Below are 15,044 nucleotides of genomic sequence, written 5' to 3' on the forward strand. Positions count from 1 at the left end.
TGTACCGGTCCGTGTACCAGTGTCCTGTGTGAACCCCTTGGCTCCCGTGCTAGACGAGAACGACATACCTACTGGTTCCCGGATGAACCACCCAGGCGCTCTCGACAGATGAATGTGAGAGGGGTCACCCTGTCATTCATCCACGCGGGGAGGCATGGATGGGCAGGAGCCGCAGAACCATTCCGGAGGAGCTTTTGCTGCTCGCTCTGGACCCGACCACGGGTACCACAGCGCAGCCGCAGTCGCTCGACCTCGGTCTGGCCGGTGCACAGCTAGTGGAGCTGGCATTGGCAGGCCGGATAGCCCCTGACGGGGATCGTATCGCCGTGGTGATGCCACGGCCGACCGGAGATCCGACCTTGGACTCCGCGCTGGAACTGCTGCGCAGGCGTGGCAGTCCGGTTCGGGCCGTCCATTGGATCGGCGGGCCCCGACTGGGGCTTCGCCAGACGTATCTCTCGCATCTGGAGCGATGCGGCATGGTGCATGCCGTGGAGACCCAGATGTGCGGGGTGTTGCCGACGACTCGCTACCAGGCGACGGAGACGGCGATCAGTCGGGAGATCCGTTCCCGGCTGGACAGTGCGATCCGCACCGGCGTACCGCCGGACCCGCGGACCGCGGCGCTTGCCGCGCTGGCCCACGCGGTCGGTCTCGGGAAGCACCTCTACCCCGGCAACGAAGGACGGTCGTCGCGGTCCCGGCTGCGCGATCTGATCCGACACGACCCCATGGGCGGACTCGTGGCACACGCCGTGATGGACGTCCAGAACGGCGCGGCTGCACAGCCGCGCCGGAGCGCCGCGGGTGTCCCGGCGCAGCCTCGCGGCAGCATGGCCCGCGCGGCGGCGCACTAGGACGACCCCGAGGAGCCAGCCCGGGAGCCGCACAGGTGTGCGGGGCGGTCAGGACGGCCGCCCCGCACACGCGCGTCGCGACACGGCCGCCACGCGGTCGGCCGCACACGCGCGTCGCCACACGGCCGGCCCGCGCGGACGCGTCGCCACACGACCGGCCCGCACCCACGCACATAGCGCAGCAGTCGGCCCGCGCATACGTTGTGGTCATTTTCCAGCGCACACCTGACCTTTGGTGGCAGTCTGCCAAGCGGTAGATACTCACAGCTACGCAGCAGACAGCCGGAGGTGCAGTTTCCGTGGCGTCCAACGTCAACCCCACCGTCAGGCGACGCCGATTGGGCCAGGAGCTGCGCAAGCTCCGGGAGGCGAAGAACATGACGGCCGAGCAGGTCGCCGAGCGTCTTCTCGTCTCCCAGTCCAAGATCAGCCGGCTGGAGAACGGCCGTCGCTCCATCAGTCAGCGCGATGTCCGCGACCTGTGCGGCGTGTACGAGGTCGAGGACGAGCGGATGGTCGACTCGCTCATGCAGATGGCCAAGGACTCGCGCCAGCAGGGCTGGTGGCACGCCTTCGGCGACATCCCGTACAGCGTCTACATCGGCCTGGAGACGGACGCCGAGAGCCTACGGATGTACGAGTCGCAGATCATCCCCGGACTGCTCCAGACGCCCGCGTACGCGGAGGCCGTGATCTCCGGCGCGATGCCGGAGTCGACGCCGGCTGACATCGACAAGCGGGTCACGGTCCGCACCCGCCGCCAGGAGCGGATCCGGGACGAGGAGCGTCCACTGCGACTGTGGGCGGTGATCGACGAGGGCGCGCTGCACCGGATCGTCGGCAGCAGGCAGCTGATGGTGGAGCAGCTGGAGCACCTGCTCGAGCAGTCCCATCTGCCGCACGTCACCGTGCAGGTGATCCCCTTCGAGATGGGCGCGCATCCGGGGATCAGCGGCCAGTACTCGATCCTGGAGTTCCCGGACACGTCGGACTCCAGCGTCGTCTACATCGAGGGCGTGACGAGCGACCTGTACCTGGAGAAGGCCCAGGACGTCGGCAAGTACAGCGTCATGTACGAGCACCTCAGGGCGCAGGCGCTGAACGTCGAGCAGACCCGCGAGTTCATCGCGGAGATGGCGAAGAAGCACGCCAAGGGCTGACTCCGGCCCGCCGCCGGCCGGGCTCCGCCGGCGCTCCGTTTTTCGGCCACGCCAGGGGTCCCGCCGGGCCGGGGCAGGCACGGTACACCGGATGATCGCTCCCACGGAAGCCGAGTTGGAATATGCCACTCGGACGTGTGAACGCCGGTCCCGTCGGAGGGTGCCGACCAGTAGCGTCGATCACGCCGCCAAGAAGGTCGGTGCGACACACCCCACTGGCAGAACCGGAGTTGAGTGTAATGGCGATCATTCAGGGTGCAACGGACGCGTGGACCAAGTCTTCGTACTCCGGCGGGAACGGCGCCTGCGTCGAAGTGAAGTCCCCTGTCGTCGCGTCGATCGCGGTGCGGGACTCCAAGGCCGCCGAAGGCCCCTCCCTCTCCTTCGGACCGGGTTCGTGGAACGCGTTCGTCGGCGAGGTGAGCAACGGGGCCCTCTGAGCCCCGGTGCGCACCCGTCGTCACCAGCTGTACCCGCAGTACCCGCAGTACCCGAAGAGCCCTCTCGTCCGGTCCGCCGTCCTGGCCGAGGGGGCTCGGCCTTTTCCCGCTCCGTTCTCCCGCTCCTCTTCAGCGCAGTTCGTCCACGTACCGGTCCGTCCCCGGCACCGTCGGGATGAACGGCGCCACCAGCTCCACCCGACCTCCGGCCCCGAGCGACTCCAGGTCCGAGAAGTGCTCCGTCCAGCACTCGCGGGGGTCCCGCTCCAGGAACCAGAGCAGGGTCAGCCGGGTGTCGACGCCCTCGACCTGCTTCACGTACGTCATGCGGTCGCCGGGCAGCGGGGTCGGCCGGAAGACGGTGACCATCGCCGCCGGTGAGCCGGCGAGCCGCCGGGGCAGCTCCCGGGTCCGCAGCCGTTCGAGCAGGGCCGCCCGCTCCTCGGGTCCTTCGGCGTCGACGACCTGGAGGATCAGTCCGGCGTAGGGGTGGTCGAGGGCGTGGAAGTCGCGCGGGCCGGCCGCCCCGTCGCGGTAGACGGTCGCCTCGTGGTCCTGGAACGAGGTGAAGACGTGCGTCCGCTCCTGGTGGACGCGGCCGTCGCGGTTGAGCCGCTTGTTGATGCCGACGGTCCACTTCATGTGCTCGTCGTAGCGGCCTTCGGTGACCCAGTACGTGGAGAGGTAGCAGCCGGCGGTGACGGGCTGGGCGACGGCGGACTTCTCCGGGCGGCGCAGCTCCTGGAGCTCCCGGGTGGCGACCCAGCGCCGGCCCGCGTACATCCAGGGCATCGCCATGGCGCCCGCGTAGTAGTGGTCGTCCTCGTACCAGCGGTTGTACGCGTACTCGTGGCCCGGGTGCGGCTCCACCATGGTGATCAGGGCGTGGCCGGGCCGGACGCCGTACGGGCCGACGGACGCCAGTTCCGCGTACGTCTCGCTGGACGTGCCGCCCGTCGAGCCCGTCGAGCCCGTCGAGCCCGTCGAGCCCGTCGCGGCGGTGGTGTCGCGGGTCTCCTCGCTCATCTCCGTACCCCTTCCCAAGTCGGTGACCGACACCTACTCTGACGCTCCGTCAGATACTTGGCCAGGGTCGAGAGGGGTCCGGATGCCGCTCCAGGGGAAGACGGTCGTCGTGTCGGGAGTCGGCGCGGGCCTCGGGTACCGCGTCGCCGAGACGGTTGTGCGGGACGGGGGGAACGCGGTGCTCGGTGCGCGCACGGAGGCGAACCTCGCCAAGTCCGCCGCCGGGATCGACCCGGAGGGGCGCCGTACCGCGTACCGGGCCACGGACATCACCGACGAGGAGCAGTGCGAGGCCCTCGCCGCGCTCGCCGTCGAACGCTTCGGCGGGATCGACGCGGTGGTCCACGTGGCCGCCTGGGACTCCTCCTTCGGTGGCCTCCAGGACGCCGACTTCGCGACCTGGCAGGCCGTCCTCGACGTCAATCTGCTCGGCACGCTGCGGATGACCCGGGCCTGCCTGCCGTCGCTCAAGGAGCGCGGGGGCTCGGTGGTGTTCATCGGTACGCAGTCGGCGGTCGCCGCGCCCTCGCAGGTGCGGCAGGCCGCGTACGCGGCCTCGAAGGGGGCGCTGACCTCGGCGATGTACTCGCTCGCGCACGAGCTGGGGCCGTACCGGATACGGGTCAACACCGTGCTGCCGGGCTGGATGTGGGGGCCGCCGGTGCAGGCGTACGTCCGGTTCGCCGCGGACGCCGAGGGGGCGCCGGAGGCGGAGGTGCTGGCCCGGCTCACCGAGCGGATGGCGCTGCCGGAGCTGGCGACGGACGGGGACGTGGCGGAGGCGGCGGCCTTCCTCGCCTCGGACCGGGCGCGGGCGATCACGGGGCAGTCCCTGCTCGTCAACGCGGGTGAGCTGATGCGCTGACCTCACCCCCGCACTCCCTCCACCAGTTCACAGACATGAACCAGGGTCAGTAAACCGAACGATTTTACCGTCCCTTGACCCTCCTTTGCATTGTCCCTCCCTTGTAACTCCCCACACCATGAACCGCGTTCACAAGACGGACCGGATCTCATGGAGGGGCGCAATGAACAGTCTCGACTGGGCCGTACTCATCGGCTATTTCGGCGTGATGGTCGCGATCGGCGTCTGGTCCCACAAGCGTGTGGACGACGTCTCCGACTTCTTCACCGCCGGCGGCCGGATGCCCTGGTGGCTCTCCGGCATCTCCCACCACATGTCGGGCTACAGCGCCGTGATGTTCACCGGGTACGCCGGCATCGCCTACACCTACGGCGTCACGTCCTACGTCACCTGGTCGTTCCCGATCGCCATCGGCATCGCGATCGGCGCCCACCTCTTCGCGCCCCGCCTCAACCGGCTGCGCTCCCGCCTCCGGGTGGCGTCCCCGCTCGAATACCTCAAGGACCGCTACAACCTGCCCACGCAGCAGGCCCTGGCCTGGTCCGGCGTCCTGCTGAAGATCGTCGACGTGGGCGCCAAGTGGGCCGCCATCGCCACCCTGCTGTCCGTCTTCACCGGCATCTCCCTCAACCAGGGCATCCTCATCACCGGCGTGATCACGGGCATCTACTGCACGGTCGGCGGCCTGTGGGCCGATGCGCTCACCGAACTGGGACAGTTCGTCATCCAGTTCTTCGCCGGCATCGCGATGCTCGTCGCCGTCCTCGCCGAGCTCGGCGGGATCAGCGCCCTGTGGGACGTCTGGGACCGGCCCGAGCTGCAGGGTCACACCGCGCCGACCGCGGGCCCGTACACGATGACGTTCCTGCTCGCGTATCTCTTCATCAAGACCTTCGAGTACAGCGGTGGCATGTGGAACCAGGCCCAGCGCTACATGGCCACCCCCACCGCCCGTGAGGCCACCCGCTCCGGCCGCCTCTCCGCCGTCCTGTGGTTCGTCTGGCCGCTGGTCCTCTTCTTCCCCATGTGGGTCGCGCCGCTGCTCGTCGACCCCAAGAAGCCCGACGCCTCCGACTCCTACGCCCTGATGACCGAGCAGCTGCTGCCGCACGGACTGCTCGGCCTCGTCATCGTCGGCTTCTTCTCGCACACCATGGCCATGTGCTCCTCGGACGCCAACGCCATCGCGGCCGTCTTCACCCGGGACATCGCCCCCGTCATGAGCAAGGCGGCGCGGACCTGGACGCAGCAGGCCGGGCTGATCGCGGCGCGCTGGTCGACGGTCGCCTTCCTGGCCCTGTCGATGGCGGTGGCCACCCAGGTCAACTCCCCCGCCTTCAAGGACATCATCACCATCGTCATCAAGTGGGTGGCCGGTCTGATGGGCCCGATCGCGATCCCGTTCATGCTCGGCCTGCTGCGGACCTTCCGGAAGTCCGGGCCGACGGCGGCACTGGTCTCGTGGGCGTCCGGCCTGTTCGTCTTCTGGCTGACCAACTACGGCCTCGACGGCATCGAGCTGCAGATCCAGATCGTCTCGCCGCTCGCCACCTCCCTGGTCCTGTACGTCCTCATCGGCTTCATCCGGCCCGAGGACACCCCGGACCGGGACGCGCTCCTCGACAAGCTGCACTCGGACGACGGCAGCCCGGCCGGAGCGGCGGCCGCGATCCCCGCGCAGACCCCGCGCTCCGGCGGCGACCGCTCGGATCAGCCCCTCGGATAACGGGCCAGCCAGCCCGGCGAGGACTCGGCGGGGCCGTGCAGGGCGGCCCCCTGGGTCATCTCCATCGAGAAGTCGTCCGCGAGTTCCAGGACCGTCGCACGGCCCTCCAGCTCGGCCAGCCAGGCCGGCGGGAGGGCCGTCTCGCCGTGCAGGGCACCGAGCAGGGCCCCGGTGAGCGCCCCGGTGACCGACGAGGGCCCGTCGTGGTTCACCGCGAGCCGCAGCCCGTGCCGTACGTCCTCGCCGACCAGGGCGCAGTAGACGGCCGCCGCCAGCTGCCCCTCGGCCCGGTCCTCGTCCGCGCCGAGGGCGGCGACCCGCGCGGGGTCCGGCGCCCCTTCCCGTACGGCTCCGAGTGCCCGGCCGAGTGCCTCGGTGACCGGCTCGTGGCCGGGGCGCGCCGCCAGCTGCTCCAGGGCCCGGTCGACGGCCGCCTCGGGTGAGGCGCCGCGGGCGAGGCCGTGGACGGTGACGGCGAAGGCGCCCGCCGCGAGGCCGGCGGCGGGGGCACCGTGGGTCTGTACCGCGCACTCGACGGCGAGCTGGCAGACGAGCTGCCGCTCCCAGCCGACGAGCAGCCCGAAGGGGGCGGAGCGGACGAGGGCGCCGGAGTCGGCGGCGGTGGGGTTCTTGGGCTTGTCGAGGGTGCCGAGGCGGTCGTCGCCGAGGCCGGTGAGGCAGGCGCGGGGCGGGTTGCGGCGGGCGTAGAGCCACTCCTCGCGGGCGAGCCAGCCGTTGTCCTTCCGCCGTTCGTCGGGGCCCCAGTCGTGCTGGGTGGCGGCCCAGCGCAGGTGGGCCCGGTGGACGTCGGTGGGCGGGTGCCAGACGCCGGTGTCGCGGCGGATCTGGGCGCGGATGAGTCCGTCGACGGTGAAGAGGCTCATCTGGGTGGCGGCGGTGACGGCGCCGCGGCGGCCGAACGCCGGGGCGGGATCGGTGAGTCCGTCAGGTCCGTGGGCGTCCCGGATCGCGTCGAGGGTGAGTCCGTCGGCGCCGGCTCCCAGCGCGTCGCCGAGGGCGCCGCCGAGCAGACAGCCTCGTACGCGGGCGCGGAAGTCCTGTTGTTCGGCACGGCCCCACACGGCCGCGGCTGTCGTGGCCACGTCGTGCCCTCCCCCCGTAGACCGGTCTGCGCAGCACTGTAATGGACCGGGTACGTCCGTTCGGGGGCCGGAACGTTATGTGATCCGACGCCCTTCAGGCCGCTTTTGACCGAAGAGCGCCGGACCTCCACCTCACTCCGCCGGCAGGACCGGCAGCAGCTCCGGGAGGTGTCCGTCCGACGCCCTCGCCGTGCGCTGCCGCTCCTCCGGGACCTCGCCGTACAGGGTCGTCCGGGGCTTCGCCGGACGACCCGCCGCCTCCGCGATGGCCTCCAGGTCGCGGATCGAGCGGTACGAGCCGTAACTCGAACCGGCCATCCTGGAGATGGTCTCCTCCATCAGCGTGCCGCCCAGGTCGTTCGCGCCCGAGCGGAGCATCTCGGCGGCGCCCTCGGTGCCCAGCTTCACCCAGCTGGTCTGGATGTTCGGGATGTGGGGGTGGAGGAGGAGACGGGCCATGGCGATGACCGCGCGGTTGTCGCGGACGGTCGGGCCGGGGCGGGCGATGCCGGCGAGGTAGACCGGTGCGTTGGTGTGGATGAAGGGGAGGGTCACGAACTCGGTGAAGCCGCCCGTCTCCTGCTGGATGCGGGAGAGGGTGCGGAAGTGGCCGAGCCAGTGCCGGGGCTGGTCCACGTGCCCGTACATCATCGTGGACGACGAGCGGATGCCCAGCTCGTGCGCCGTGGTGATCACCTCGATCCACGTCGCCGTCGGCAGCTTGCCCTTGGTGAGGACCCAGCGGACCTCGTCGTCGAGGATCTCGGCGGCCGTGCCGGGGATCGAGTCGAGCCCGGCCTCCTTCGCGGCCGTCAGCCACTCGCGGATCGAGAGCCCGGTCCTGGTCGCGCCGTTGACGACCTCCATCGGCGAGAAGGCGTGCACGTGCATGCCGGGGACGCGCTCCTTCACCGCGCGCGCGATGTCGAAGTAGGCGGTGCCGGGCAGGTCGGGGTGGATGCCGCCCTGCATGCAGACCTCGACGGCGCCGACGTCCCAGGCCTGCTCGGCGCGGTCCGCGACCTGGTCGAGGGAGAGGGTGTACGCGTCGGCGTCGGTACGGCGCTGGGCGAAGGCGCAGAAGCGGCAGCCGGTGTAGCAGACGTTGGTGAAGTTGATGTTCCGGGTGACGACGTACGTGACGTCGTCACCGGACACCGACTTGCGGACGTCGTCGGCGATCCTGGTGAGCGCGTCGAGCGCCGGACCGTCGGCGTGCAGCAGCGCGAGGGCCTGGGCGTCGGTGAGCCGCGTCGGGTCGTCGGCGGCGACGGCGAGGGCCTCGCGGACGTCGGCGTCGACCCGCTCCGGAACCATGCCGGGCGCGGCGGCCTCGCGCAGCGCCTCCCAGTCGCCGTACACCTCGTCGAAGTCGTCGCGCCGGTCGTGCGTACGGCCCGTGGTGTCGATGGTGCGGTGCAGGTCGGTGCGGCCGGCGGCGGTGAACGCCTCGTCGGGCTCCTGCCAGGGCAGGCCGCGGACCTGCGCGTCGGGGTTCGCGAGGCCGGTCTCGGGGTCGGCGAGGGCGCGGACGTGCGGGAGGAGCCGGGGGTCGAGCCAGGGTTCGCCGCGCTGGACGAACTCGGGGTAGACGCAGAGCCGTTCGCGCAGCTGGAAGCCGGCGGCGGCGGACCGCTCGGCGAGCTCCTCGATCCGGGGCCAGGGACGCTCGGGGTTGACGTGGTCGATGGTGAGCGGGGAGACGCCGCCCCAGTCGTCGATGCCGGCGGCGATGAGCCGCTCGTACTCGGAGTCGACGAGGTTGGGCGGGGCCTGGAGGCAGGCGGAGGGGCCCATGATGAGGCGGGCGACGGCGACGGTGGCGACCAGGTCGTCGAGCTCGGCGTCGGGCATGCCGCGCATGGCCGTGTCCGGCTTGGCGCGGAAGTTCTGGATGATCAGTTCCTGGACGGAGTGGTACGCGCGCGCCACGCGCCGCAGCGCGAAGAGCGACTCGGCGCGCTCCTCCAGGGTCTCCCCGATGCCGAGCAACAACCCCGAGGTGAAGGGGACGGAGGAGCGTCCCGCGTCCTCCAGGACCCTGAGCCGGACGGCCGGTTCCTTGTCGGGGGACCCGTAGTGGGGGCCGCCGGGCTCGGACCAGAGCCGGGTCGCGGTCGTCTCCAGCATCATGCCCATGGAGGGGGCGACCGGCTTGAGGCGCTGGAAGTCGGTCCACGACAGCACGCCGGGGTTGAGGTGCGGGAGGAGCCCGGTCTCCTCCAGGATGCGGATCGCCATGGCCCGTACGTAGGCGATGGTGTCGTCGTACCCGTGCGCGTCGAGCCACTCGCGGGCCTCCGGCCACCGGTCCTCGGGCTTGTCGCCCAGGGTGATCAGGGCCTCCTTGCAGCCCATCTCGGCTCCGCGCCGGGCGATGTCGAGCACCTCGTCCGGGGACATGAACATCCCGTGGCCTGCCTTGCGCAGCTTGCCGGGGACGGTGACGAAGGTGCAGTAGTGGCACTTGTCGCGGCAGAGCCGGGTGAGCGGTATGAACACGCTCTTGGAGTACGTGATGACCCCGGGCCGCCCGGCGGCGTCGAGCCCGGCGTCCCGGACCCGCCCGGCGGAGGCGACCAGGTCCGCGAGGTCCTCCCCGCGCGCCCGCAACAGCACGGCGGCCTCGGCGACATCGAGCGCGACCCCGTCCCTGGCCCGCTTGAGGGCGCGGCGCATGGCGTTCGCGGTGGGCCGGGCTTCCTGGTGATCCGTCATGGACCGAGCATACGAGCGGCTACGGACAGGCGGACCGGGACCTTCGCGGGTTGGCCCGGTCTGTCCGTGTACTCCGAAGTCGACCGAGTCGGTCGCTCAGAGGTACTGGGCGTACGCGTCCAGGACCCCCAGTACCTCCCGCTCACCCCCCGGCGGCAGCTGGAGGACCACCTCCTCGCAGCCCAGTTCCTCGTAGCGGGCGAGCTTGCCGGGGTTCGGGAGGACCGCGTACGGGACGACCTGGAGGGTCTTCGGGTCGCGGCCCGCCTGCTCCCAGACCTCCCGCAGGACCGGGAGGGACTCCGCCAGACCCCGGCCGCCGATCGGCATCCAGCCGTCCGTCCGCGCCGCGATCTCCGCGAAGAGCTTCGGTCCCGCCGCGCCGCCCAGGAGGGTGCGGGGCGCCCCGCCGGCGGGCTTCGGCCAGGCTTCCGAGGCGCGGACCGAGGCGCCGGACCTCCCCGCGTACGCCGTGGGCTCCGGCGCCCACAGGGCCCGCATCAGGTCGAGCCGGTCGGACGTGAGCCCACGGCGGGCCGGCCAGTCGACGCCGTGGTCGGCGGCCTCCTCGCGGTTCCAGCCGTAGCCGACACCGAGGGTGAAGCGGCCCCCGGAGAGGTGGTCGAGGGTGGCGATCTGCTTGGCGAGGGCGATCGGGTCGTGCTGGGCGACCAGCGTGATGCCGGTGCCGAGCCCGAGCCGTTCGGTGACGGCGGCGGCCTGGCCGAGCGCCACGAAGGGGTCCAGGGTCCGTCCGTACTCCCGGGGCAGCTCACCGCCCGCCGGGTAGGGCGTGGCCCGTTCGACGGGGATGTGGGTGTGCTCGGGGAGGTAGAGCCCGGCGAACCCGCGCTGTTCGAGCTCGCGCGCGAGCCGTACCGGGGTGATGGTCTCGTCGGTCAGGAAGATCGTGGTCGAGATCCGCATAGCGGCACGGTAGGGGGTGTGGCCCGGATTTCCGAGGGGTGCGACACGGGCGCCCGCGTCGGGAACGGGCCGCGTCAGGAGCGGGCCGCGTCCACCGCCCGCTGCTCCCCCGCCAGGTCCCCGTACCCGCCGTGCTCCCAGACCTTCTCGCGGAAGCGCTGGAGGGTCAGCGGGGTCCGGTCCTCGCCGGGGACGCCCTCGAAGTGGACGGTGCCGCAGCGGTGGCAGTACCAGCCGTGGGACCACAGTTCCTCGGCGCGGTGGCGGCGCCGGGTCAGGCGGGCGAAGGTGGTCCGGCGTCTGAGCACCACGGCGAGCACCGCGACGGCGGCGATCAGCGCGAGCGCGGAGATCCAGCCCAGGAACTCGTAGGCCGGCGGCTCGCCGGCGGGCACGCCCTGCGGCGGCATGTGCCAGCCGCCGAGCTCCGGCGGCTCGTGCGCGGGCGCGTCCGCGAACCACTTCCCCGCGAGGGCCCCGCCCAGGAAGGTGCCGACGGAGACGACGGCGGCGAGGACACCGAGGCAGCCGATCGTGTACGTGGGCGGCAAGGGCACCGGCGCGAGCGCGCCGGAGAGCCCCGTGGTCACCGCCCGGGTCACGGTCCGCAGGTCGCCGTCCCGGTCCCGCTCCCGGCTGCTGACCGTGTCCCGCCCCGCGAGGTACACGGCGGGCACGGCCTGCACCCGGTCCTCCCGGTCGCAGCCCGGGCAGCTGTGCGTCGTCCGGCTCATGGTTCCCCCTGGTTCCCCGTCCTGCACAGGGTGACGGGATCATGCCACGCACGGTTCCCGGCGGGGCGGAAATCCGCCTGCGCCGCTCGCTCCCCGCGCTTACCGTGGCCCGGTGCTGAATCGAATCGAGACGTACTACGACGCCGTCCCCCGTTCCTCCGCCCGCGCGGAGGAGTTCGGGCCGCTGACCCTGTTCGTGCAGGAGGGGCAGGGCTGGCCCTTCTACGCCCGCCCGGCCCTCGGGGCCACCGGTGAGATCCCCGTCGAGGACGTGGAGAAGGTACGGGCCCGGCAGCGGGAGCTCGGTGTGCCCGAGGCCTTCGAGTGGGTCGCGGAGACCACCCCGGGGCTGCGGGCGGCCGTGGAGGCGAGCGGCCTCACCGTGCACGAGCATCCGCTGATGGTCCTGGAGGGCGACGGGCTCGCCGTACCGGAGCCCGAGGGCGTCACCGTACGGATGGTCGGCGCGGACGACCCCGGCCTGGACAGCGCCGTCGCCGCCCCGTACGCCGCGTTCGGCATGGCACCGCAGCCGGGGACCGCGGAGCGGATCGGCGGCCGGATCGAGGCCGGGCTGACCCGGCTCGCCGCGGCCTTCGACGGGACGGGAGGCGCTCTCTCGGCCGGCCAGCACCAGCCCGTCGGGCCCGTCTCCGAGGTCGTCGGCGTCGGCACCGTCCCGGCGGCGAGGCGCCGCGGCCTCGGGCTCGCGGTGACCGCCGCCCTGGTCGCGGACGCCCGGGCCCACGGGACGGAGCTCGTGTTCCTGTCGGCGTCGGACGCGGACGTGGCCCGGCTGTACGGCAGGCTCGGCTTCCGGACCGTCGCCACGGCGCTGATCGCGGAGGCGTAGGCGCACCGCCGCCGTGGGCGGGGTGTCAGCCCGCGACGGGGGCCTCTCTCACCATCATCACGTCGACCGGGTCCTCGTACTCGACCGTGAACCCCGCACGCTCGTAGAGGCGGCGGGCCGCGCTGCCCTGGAGCACCTGGAGGCGGACGGGGAGCGACGCCTCGTCCGCCCGGGCGAGGAGCCCGCGCAGTACCGCCGTCCCGAGGCCCCGCCCCTGGGTCGCCGGGTCCAGGTAGAAGTGCTCCAGGTAGAGCCCTTCGCCGTTCCCGGCCGGGCGCAGGGTGACGCAGCCGGCGAAGGCGCCGTCGACCTCGATCACCGAGGTGTGCGCGGGCGAGAAGCCCTCCCGCAGCCGCTGTCGCACCCGGTGCTCGTCGTACCGGCCGAGGCGCTCCAGGTCGTCGCGCATGACGGCCGCCCTCAGCTCGGCGACGGGCTCCACGTCGTCGGCGGCGCCGGGGCGCAGTGTCCAGTTCCCGTGCTTCGTCTCCCCATCCATGGCCGCATCCTAGGGACGCCTCCGGAGCGCCTCGTAACCGGATCGTCCCGGTCCGCGTTGGAGCGGGCATGAAGAAGATCCTCACCGCAGCCGCCCTGACCGCCTTCGCCGCCGCGGGTCTCGCGGGTGCCACCGCCGGGACCGCCGCCGCCGACACCGGCGGCGTGAACCTGCCCTCGGTCGTGCCGCTCAGCGGCGTCCTGACCCCCAAGGCCAAGCCGGCCGGCACGCCCGACCTGCCGCCCGCCAACGCTGCGGTGGAGCGCCTGCTGCCCGGTCGCTGAGCGCCTACGGCGAGAAAGACGAAAGTGGCGGGACCCCCCACGGGCCCGCCACTTTCGCGTTCTTCGGATGACTCAGGGTTCAGCTGCGGCTGCCGGTCAGTCGGCGACCACCAGCGAGGGGGTCTCCTTGGTGAGGACCTCGCCCCGGAAGAACGCCGGGCTCCTGCGCTGCATGACCAGCATGATCACCACGCCGAGGAGCAGCAGGCCGACGCCGATCACGAAGACCGAGCCGACGCCGAGGACGGCGGAGCCGGAGCCGTACGCCGGGTCCCACATGTCGTACAGCGTCTTGCCGAAGACGGCGGTGAGCATGAGGCCGCCGAGGAGCGGCATCAGGCCCTTGTAGGCGAAGTCGCGGCCGGAGCGGAACAGCTCGGCGCGGAAGTACCGGACGCAGGCGAAGGCCGTGAGCGCGTAGTAGAAGCAGATCATCAGGCCGAGCGCGTAGATCGTGTCGATCAGCACGTTCTCGCTGACCAGGGTCATCACGGTGTAGAAGACGCCGGTGGCGACGCCGGCCACGACGGTGGCCTTGCCCGGGGTCTTGAAGACCGGGTGGACCTTGGTGAAGGACTTCGGCAGCGCCTCGTACGTGGACATCGCGAGGACCGTGCGGGCCACCGGGATGAAGGTCGTCTGGAGGCTGGCGGCGGCGGAGGCGAGGACGGCGACGAAGAGCAGGATGCCCAGGGTCGGGCCCATGACGGGTCCGGCGAGTGCGGCGAAGACGTTGTCGGAGGTCTCCGGGTTGGCGAGGCCGAGGCCCTCCTCGCCGGAGCCGACGGCCATCTGCGCGGCGATGCCGGTGGCGAGGTACGAGGCGACGAGCACGACCATCGCGATGAGCGCGGCGCGGCCGGGGGTCTTCGCGCTGCCGGTGGTCTCCTCGTTGGTCGCCATGCAGGCGTCCCAGCCCCAGTACATGAAGATCGAGAGCGAGAGGCCGGCGGTGAAGGCGGCGAAGGACTGGACCGCGAAGGGGTTCATCCAGGACCAGGAGAAGGAGACCGAGGTCTCGAAGTCGCCGGCCTTCGACAGCGCCATCGCCACGAAGGCGACGAGGACGACGAGCTGGAGGCCGACGAGGGCGTACTGGAGGCCCTTGGTGGCGGTCATGCCGCGGTAGCTGATCGCGGTGGCGACGGCGATGAGCGTGAGGCAGGTGAGGATGTGGACGGCCTTGTTGTCGTCCAGGGCGGCGATGGACTCGCTGCCGCTGAGCTCACCCGCGAGGAGCCAGAAGTAGGAGGTGGCGACGCCGGCGAGGTTGGAGAGCACGATGATCGTCGCGATGACGAGGCCCCAGCCGCACATCCAGCCGATCTTGGGGCCGAAGGCCTTCACGGTCCAGGTGAAGGAGGTGCCGCAGTCCGGCATGACCTTGTTGAGTTCCCGGTACGCGAAGGCGACGAGGAGCATCGGGAGGAAGCCCGCGAGGAAGATCGCGGGCATCTGCAGGCCGACCTCGCCGGCCGTGGAGCCGAGCGTGGAGGTCAGACAGTAGACGGGGGCGACGGTCGAGATGCCGATGACGGCACTGCCCATCAGCCCGACGGAGTTCCCGCCGAGGCCCTTCTTGCGCACGCCGTTCGCGTCGCCGGGGGCGTTGACGCCCCTTACCGTGTCTCCGGCCTGGGGCCGCGCTTCCACCTGAGTCATGAACAGGACGTTAAATGCTGCGGTTTCCACATCCGGAAGATCGAACTCCGCCAGCCTGATCGATCACCGCCTTACTTTGCGCGGGTCGAAGCGGACACCCGCCAATGATTGAAAGATCGACGACCCGGACAGCCCGACCAACTGGTAGGTCGGTCGAGCCGTGTCCGCTATGCGGGAACCGCAGCCATGC

The 15,044-nt window shown here is 71.5% G+C and carries 14 protein-coding genes; 7 read left to right on the top strand and 7 right to left on the bottom strand.

The window, feature by feature from the left end:
• Nucleotides 1–158 precede the first annotated feature (158 nt).
• The 3 genes from IO20_RS0105745 to IO20_RS0105755 all read left to right on the top strand — a co-directional run bounded on the left by IO20_RS0105745 (nucleotide 159) and on the right by IO20_RS0105755 (nucleotide 2,457).
• Nucleotides 159–857: a GOLPH3/VPS74 family protein gene (locus IO20_RS0105745; protein WP_030212103.1), complete on the top strand. Its 699-nt coding sequence runs from the start codon at nucleotides 159–161 to the stop codon at nucleotides 855–857.
• Between the two features lie 299 nt (nucleotides 858–1,156).
• Nucleotides 1,157–2,017: a helix-turn-helix domain-containing protein gene (locus IO20_RS0105750; protein WP_030546675.1), complete on the top strand. Its 861-nt coding sequence runs from the start codon at nucleotides 1,157–1,159 to the stop codon at nucleotides 2,015–2,017.
• A 239-nt stretch (nucleotides 2,018–2,256) separates the two neighbouring features.
• The gene (locus tag IO20_RS0105755; RefSeq protein ID WP_030546677.1) at nucleotides 2,257–2,457 is read left to right on the top strand and encodes a DUF397 domain-containing protein; all 201 of its coding nucleotides are present in this window, start codon (nucleotides 2,257–2,259) and stop codon (nucleotides 2,455–2,457) included.
• Between the two features lie 129 nt (nucleotides 2,458–2,586).
• Here the strand turns inward: IO20_RS0105755 and IO20_RS0105760 are convergent, their stop codons facing one another.
• On the bottom strand, nucleotides 2,587–3,483 hold the full coding sequence (locus tag IO20_RS0105760; RefSeq protein ID WP_030546678.1) for a hypothetical protein: 897 nt from the start codon (nucleotides 3,481–3,483) through the stop codon (nucleotides 2,587–2,589).
• An 82-nt stretch (nucleotides 3,484–3,565) separates the two neighbouring features.
• Between IO20_RS0105760 and IO20_RS0105765 the strand changes: the two genes are divergently transcribed.
• Entirely contained in the window at nucleotides 3,566–4,348 is a 783-nt protein-coding gene (locus tag IO20_RS0105765) for an SDR family oxidoreductase (protein WP_030546680.1), read from the top strand.
• 163 nt (nucleotides 4,349–4,511) lie between these two features.
• Nucleotides 4,512–6,074, top strand: coding sequence for a sodium:solute symporter family protein (locus IO20_RS0105770; RefSeq protein WP_030546682.1), 1,563 nt, complete (start codon nucleotides 4,512–4,514; stop codon nucleotides 6,072–6,074).
• Here IO20_RS0105770 and IO20_RS0105775 read toward each other — a convergent pair.
• The 4 genes from IO20_RS0105775 to IO20_RS0105790 all read right to left on the bottom strand — a co-directional run bounded on the left by IO20_RS0105775 (nucleotide 6,059) and on the right by IO20_RS0105790 (nucleotide 11,556).
• Nucleotides 6,059–7,177 carry an ADP-ribosylglycohydrolase family protein gene (locus IO20_RS0105775; protein ID WP_030546685.1) on the bottom strand — a complete coding sequence of 373 codons (1,119 nt, stop codon included), beginning with the start codon at nucleotides 7,175–7,177 and terminating at the stop codon, nucleotides 6,059–6,061. The genes IO20_RS0105770 and IO20_RS0105775 overlap by 16 nt on opposite strands.
• 132 nt (nucleotides 7,178–7,309) lie before the next feature.
• Nucleotides 7,310–9,895, bottom strand: coding sequence for a bifunctional FO biosynthesis protein CofGH (locus IO20_RS0105780; RefSeq protein WP_030546687.1), 2,586 nt, complete (start codon nucleotides 9,893–9,895; stop codon nucleotides 7,310–7,312).
• Nucleotides 9,896–9,991: 96 nt separating this feature from the next.
• On the bottom strand, nucleotides 9,992–10,822 hold the full coding sequence (locus IO20_RS0105785; protein WP_030546689.1) for a TIGR03619 family F420-dependent LLM class oxidoreductase: 831 nt from the start codon (nucleotides 10,820–10,822) through the stop codon (nucleotides 9,992–9,994).
• 74 nt (nucleotides 10,823–10,896) lie between these two features.
• A complete protein-coding gene (locus IO20_RS0105790) occupies nucleotides 10,897–11,556 on the bottom strand; it encodes a hypothetical protein (RefSeq protein WP_030546691.1) in 660 nt (219 codons plus the stop codon).
• Between the two features lie 112 nt (nucleotides 11,557–11,668).
• Here IO20_RS0105790 and IO20_RS0105795 point away from each other — a divergent pair, with 112 nt between their 5' ends.
• Nucleotides 11,669–12,409: a GNAT family N-acetyltransferase gene (locus IO20_RS0105795; RefSeq protein ID WP_106978522.1), complete on the top strand. Its 741-nt coding sequence runs from the start codon at nucleotides 11,669–11,671 to the stop codon at nucleotides 12,407–12,409.
• Between the two features lie 25 nt (nucleotides 12,410–12,434).
• Here IO20_RS0105795 and IO20_RS0105800 read toward each other — a convergent pair whose 3' ends face one another.
• Nucleotides 12,435–12,908: a GNAT family N-acetyltransferase gene (locus tag IO20_RS0105800; protein ID WP_030546695.1), complete on the bottom strand. Its 474-nt coding sequence runs from the start codon at nucleotides 12,906–12,908 to the stop codon at nucleotides 12,435–12,437.
• Between the two features lie 68 nt (nucleotides 12,909–12,976).
• Between IO20_RS0105800 and IO20_RS0105805 the strand changes: the two genes are divergently transcribed.
• Nucleotides 12,977–13,192, top strand: a complete 216-nt coding sequence (locus IO20_RS0105805) for a hypothetical protein (RefSeq protein WP_030546697.1) — start codon at nucleotides 12,977–12,979, stop codon at nucleotides 13,190–13,192.
• Nucleotides 13,193–13,288: 96 nt separating this feature from the next.
• Here IO20_RS0105805 and IO20_RS0105810 read toward each other — a convergent pair whose 3' ends face one another.
• Nucleotides 13,289–14,854 carry an APC family permease gene (locus tag IO20_RS0105810; protein ID WP_030546699.1) on the bottom strand — a complete coding sequence of 522 codons (1,566 nt, stop codon included), beginning with the start codon at nucleotides 14,852–14,854 and terminating at the stop codon, nucleotides 13,289–13,291.
• Between the last annotated feature and the right edge of the window lie 190 nt (nucleotides 14,855–15,044).

The sequence above is a fragment of the Streptomyces exfoliatus genome, assembly GCF_000725545.1.
Classification (GTDB): Bacteria; Actinomycetota; Actinomycetes; order Streptomycetales; family Streptomycetaceae; genus Streptomyces; species Streptomyces exfoliatus.

Bases quoted from the DNA above. Each gene is read 5' to 3' on its own strand.
- IO20_RS0105745 (WP_030212103.1), top strand. From the start codon at position 159: ATGGGCAGGAGCCGCAGAACCATTCCGGAGGAGCTTTTGCTGCTCGCT.
- IO20_RS0105755 (WP_030546677.1), top strand. From the start codon at position 2,257: ATGGCGATCATTCAGGGTGCAACGGACGCGTGGACCAAGTCTTCGTAC.
- IO20_RS0105760 (WP_030546678.1), bottom strand. From the start codon at position 3,483: ATGAGCGAGGAGACCCGCGACACCACCGCCGCGACGGGCTCGACGGGC.
- IO20_RS0105765 (WP_030546680.1), top strand. From the start codon at position 3,566: ATGCCGCTCCAGGGGAAGACGGTCGTCGTGTCGGGAGTCGGCGCGGGC.
- IO20_RS0105770 (WP_030546682.1), top strand. From the start codon at position 4,512: ATGAACAGTCTCGACTGGGCCGTACTCATCGGCTATTTCGGCGTGATG.
- IO20_RS0105780 (WP_030546687.1), bottom strand. From the start codon at position 9,895: ATGACGGATCACCAGGAAGCCCGGCCCACCGCGAACGCCATGCGCCGC.
- IO20_RS0105785 (WP_030546689.1), bottom strand. From the start codon at position 10,822: ATGCGGATCTCGACCACGATCTTCCTGACCGACGAGACCATCACCCCG.
- IO20_RS0105790 (WP_030546691.1), bottom strand. From the start codon at position 11,556: ATGAGCCGGACGACGCACAGCTGCCCGGGCTGCGACCGGGAGGACCGG.
- IO20_RS0105800 (WP_030546695.1), bottom strand. From the start codon at position 12,908: ATGGATGGGGAGACGAAGCACGGGAACTGGACACTGCGCCCCGGCGCC.
- IO20_RS0105805 (WP_030546697.1), top strand. From the start codon at position 12,977: ATGAAGAAGATCCTCACCGCAGCCGCCCTGACCGCCTTCGCCGCCGCG.
- IO20_RS0105810 (WP_030546699.1), bottom strand. From the start codon at position 14,854: ATGACTCAGGTGGAAGCGCGGCCCCAGGCCGGAGACACGGTAAGGGGC.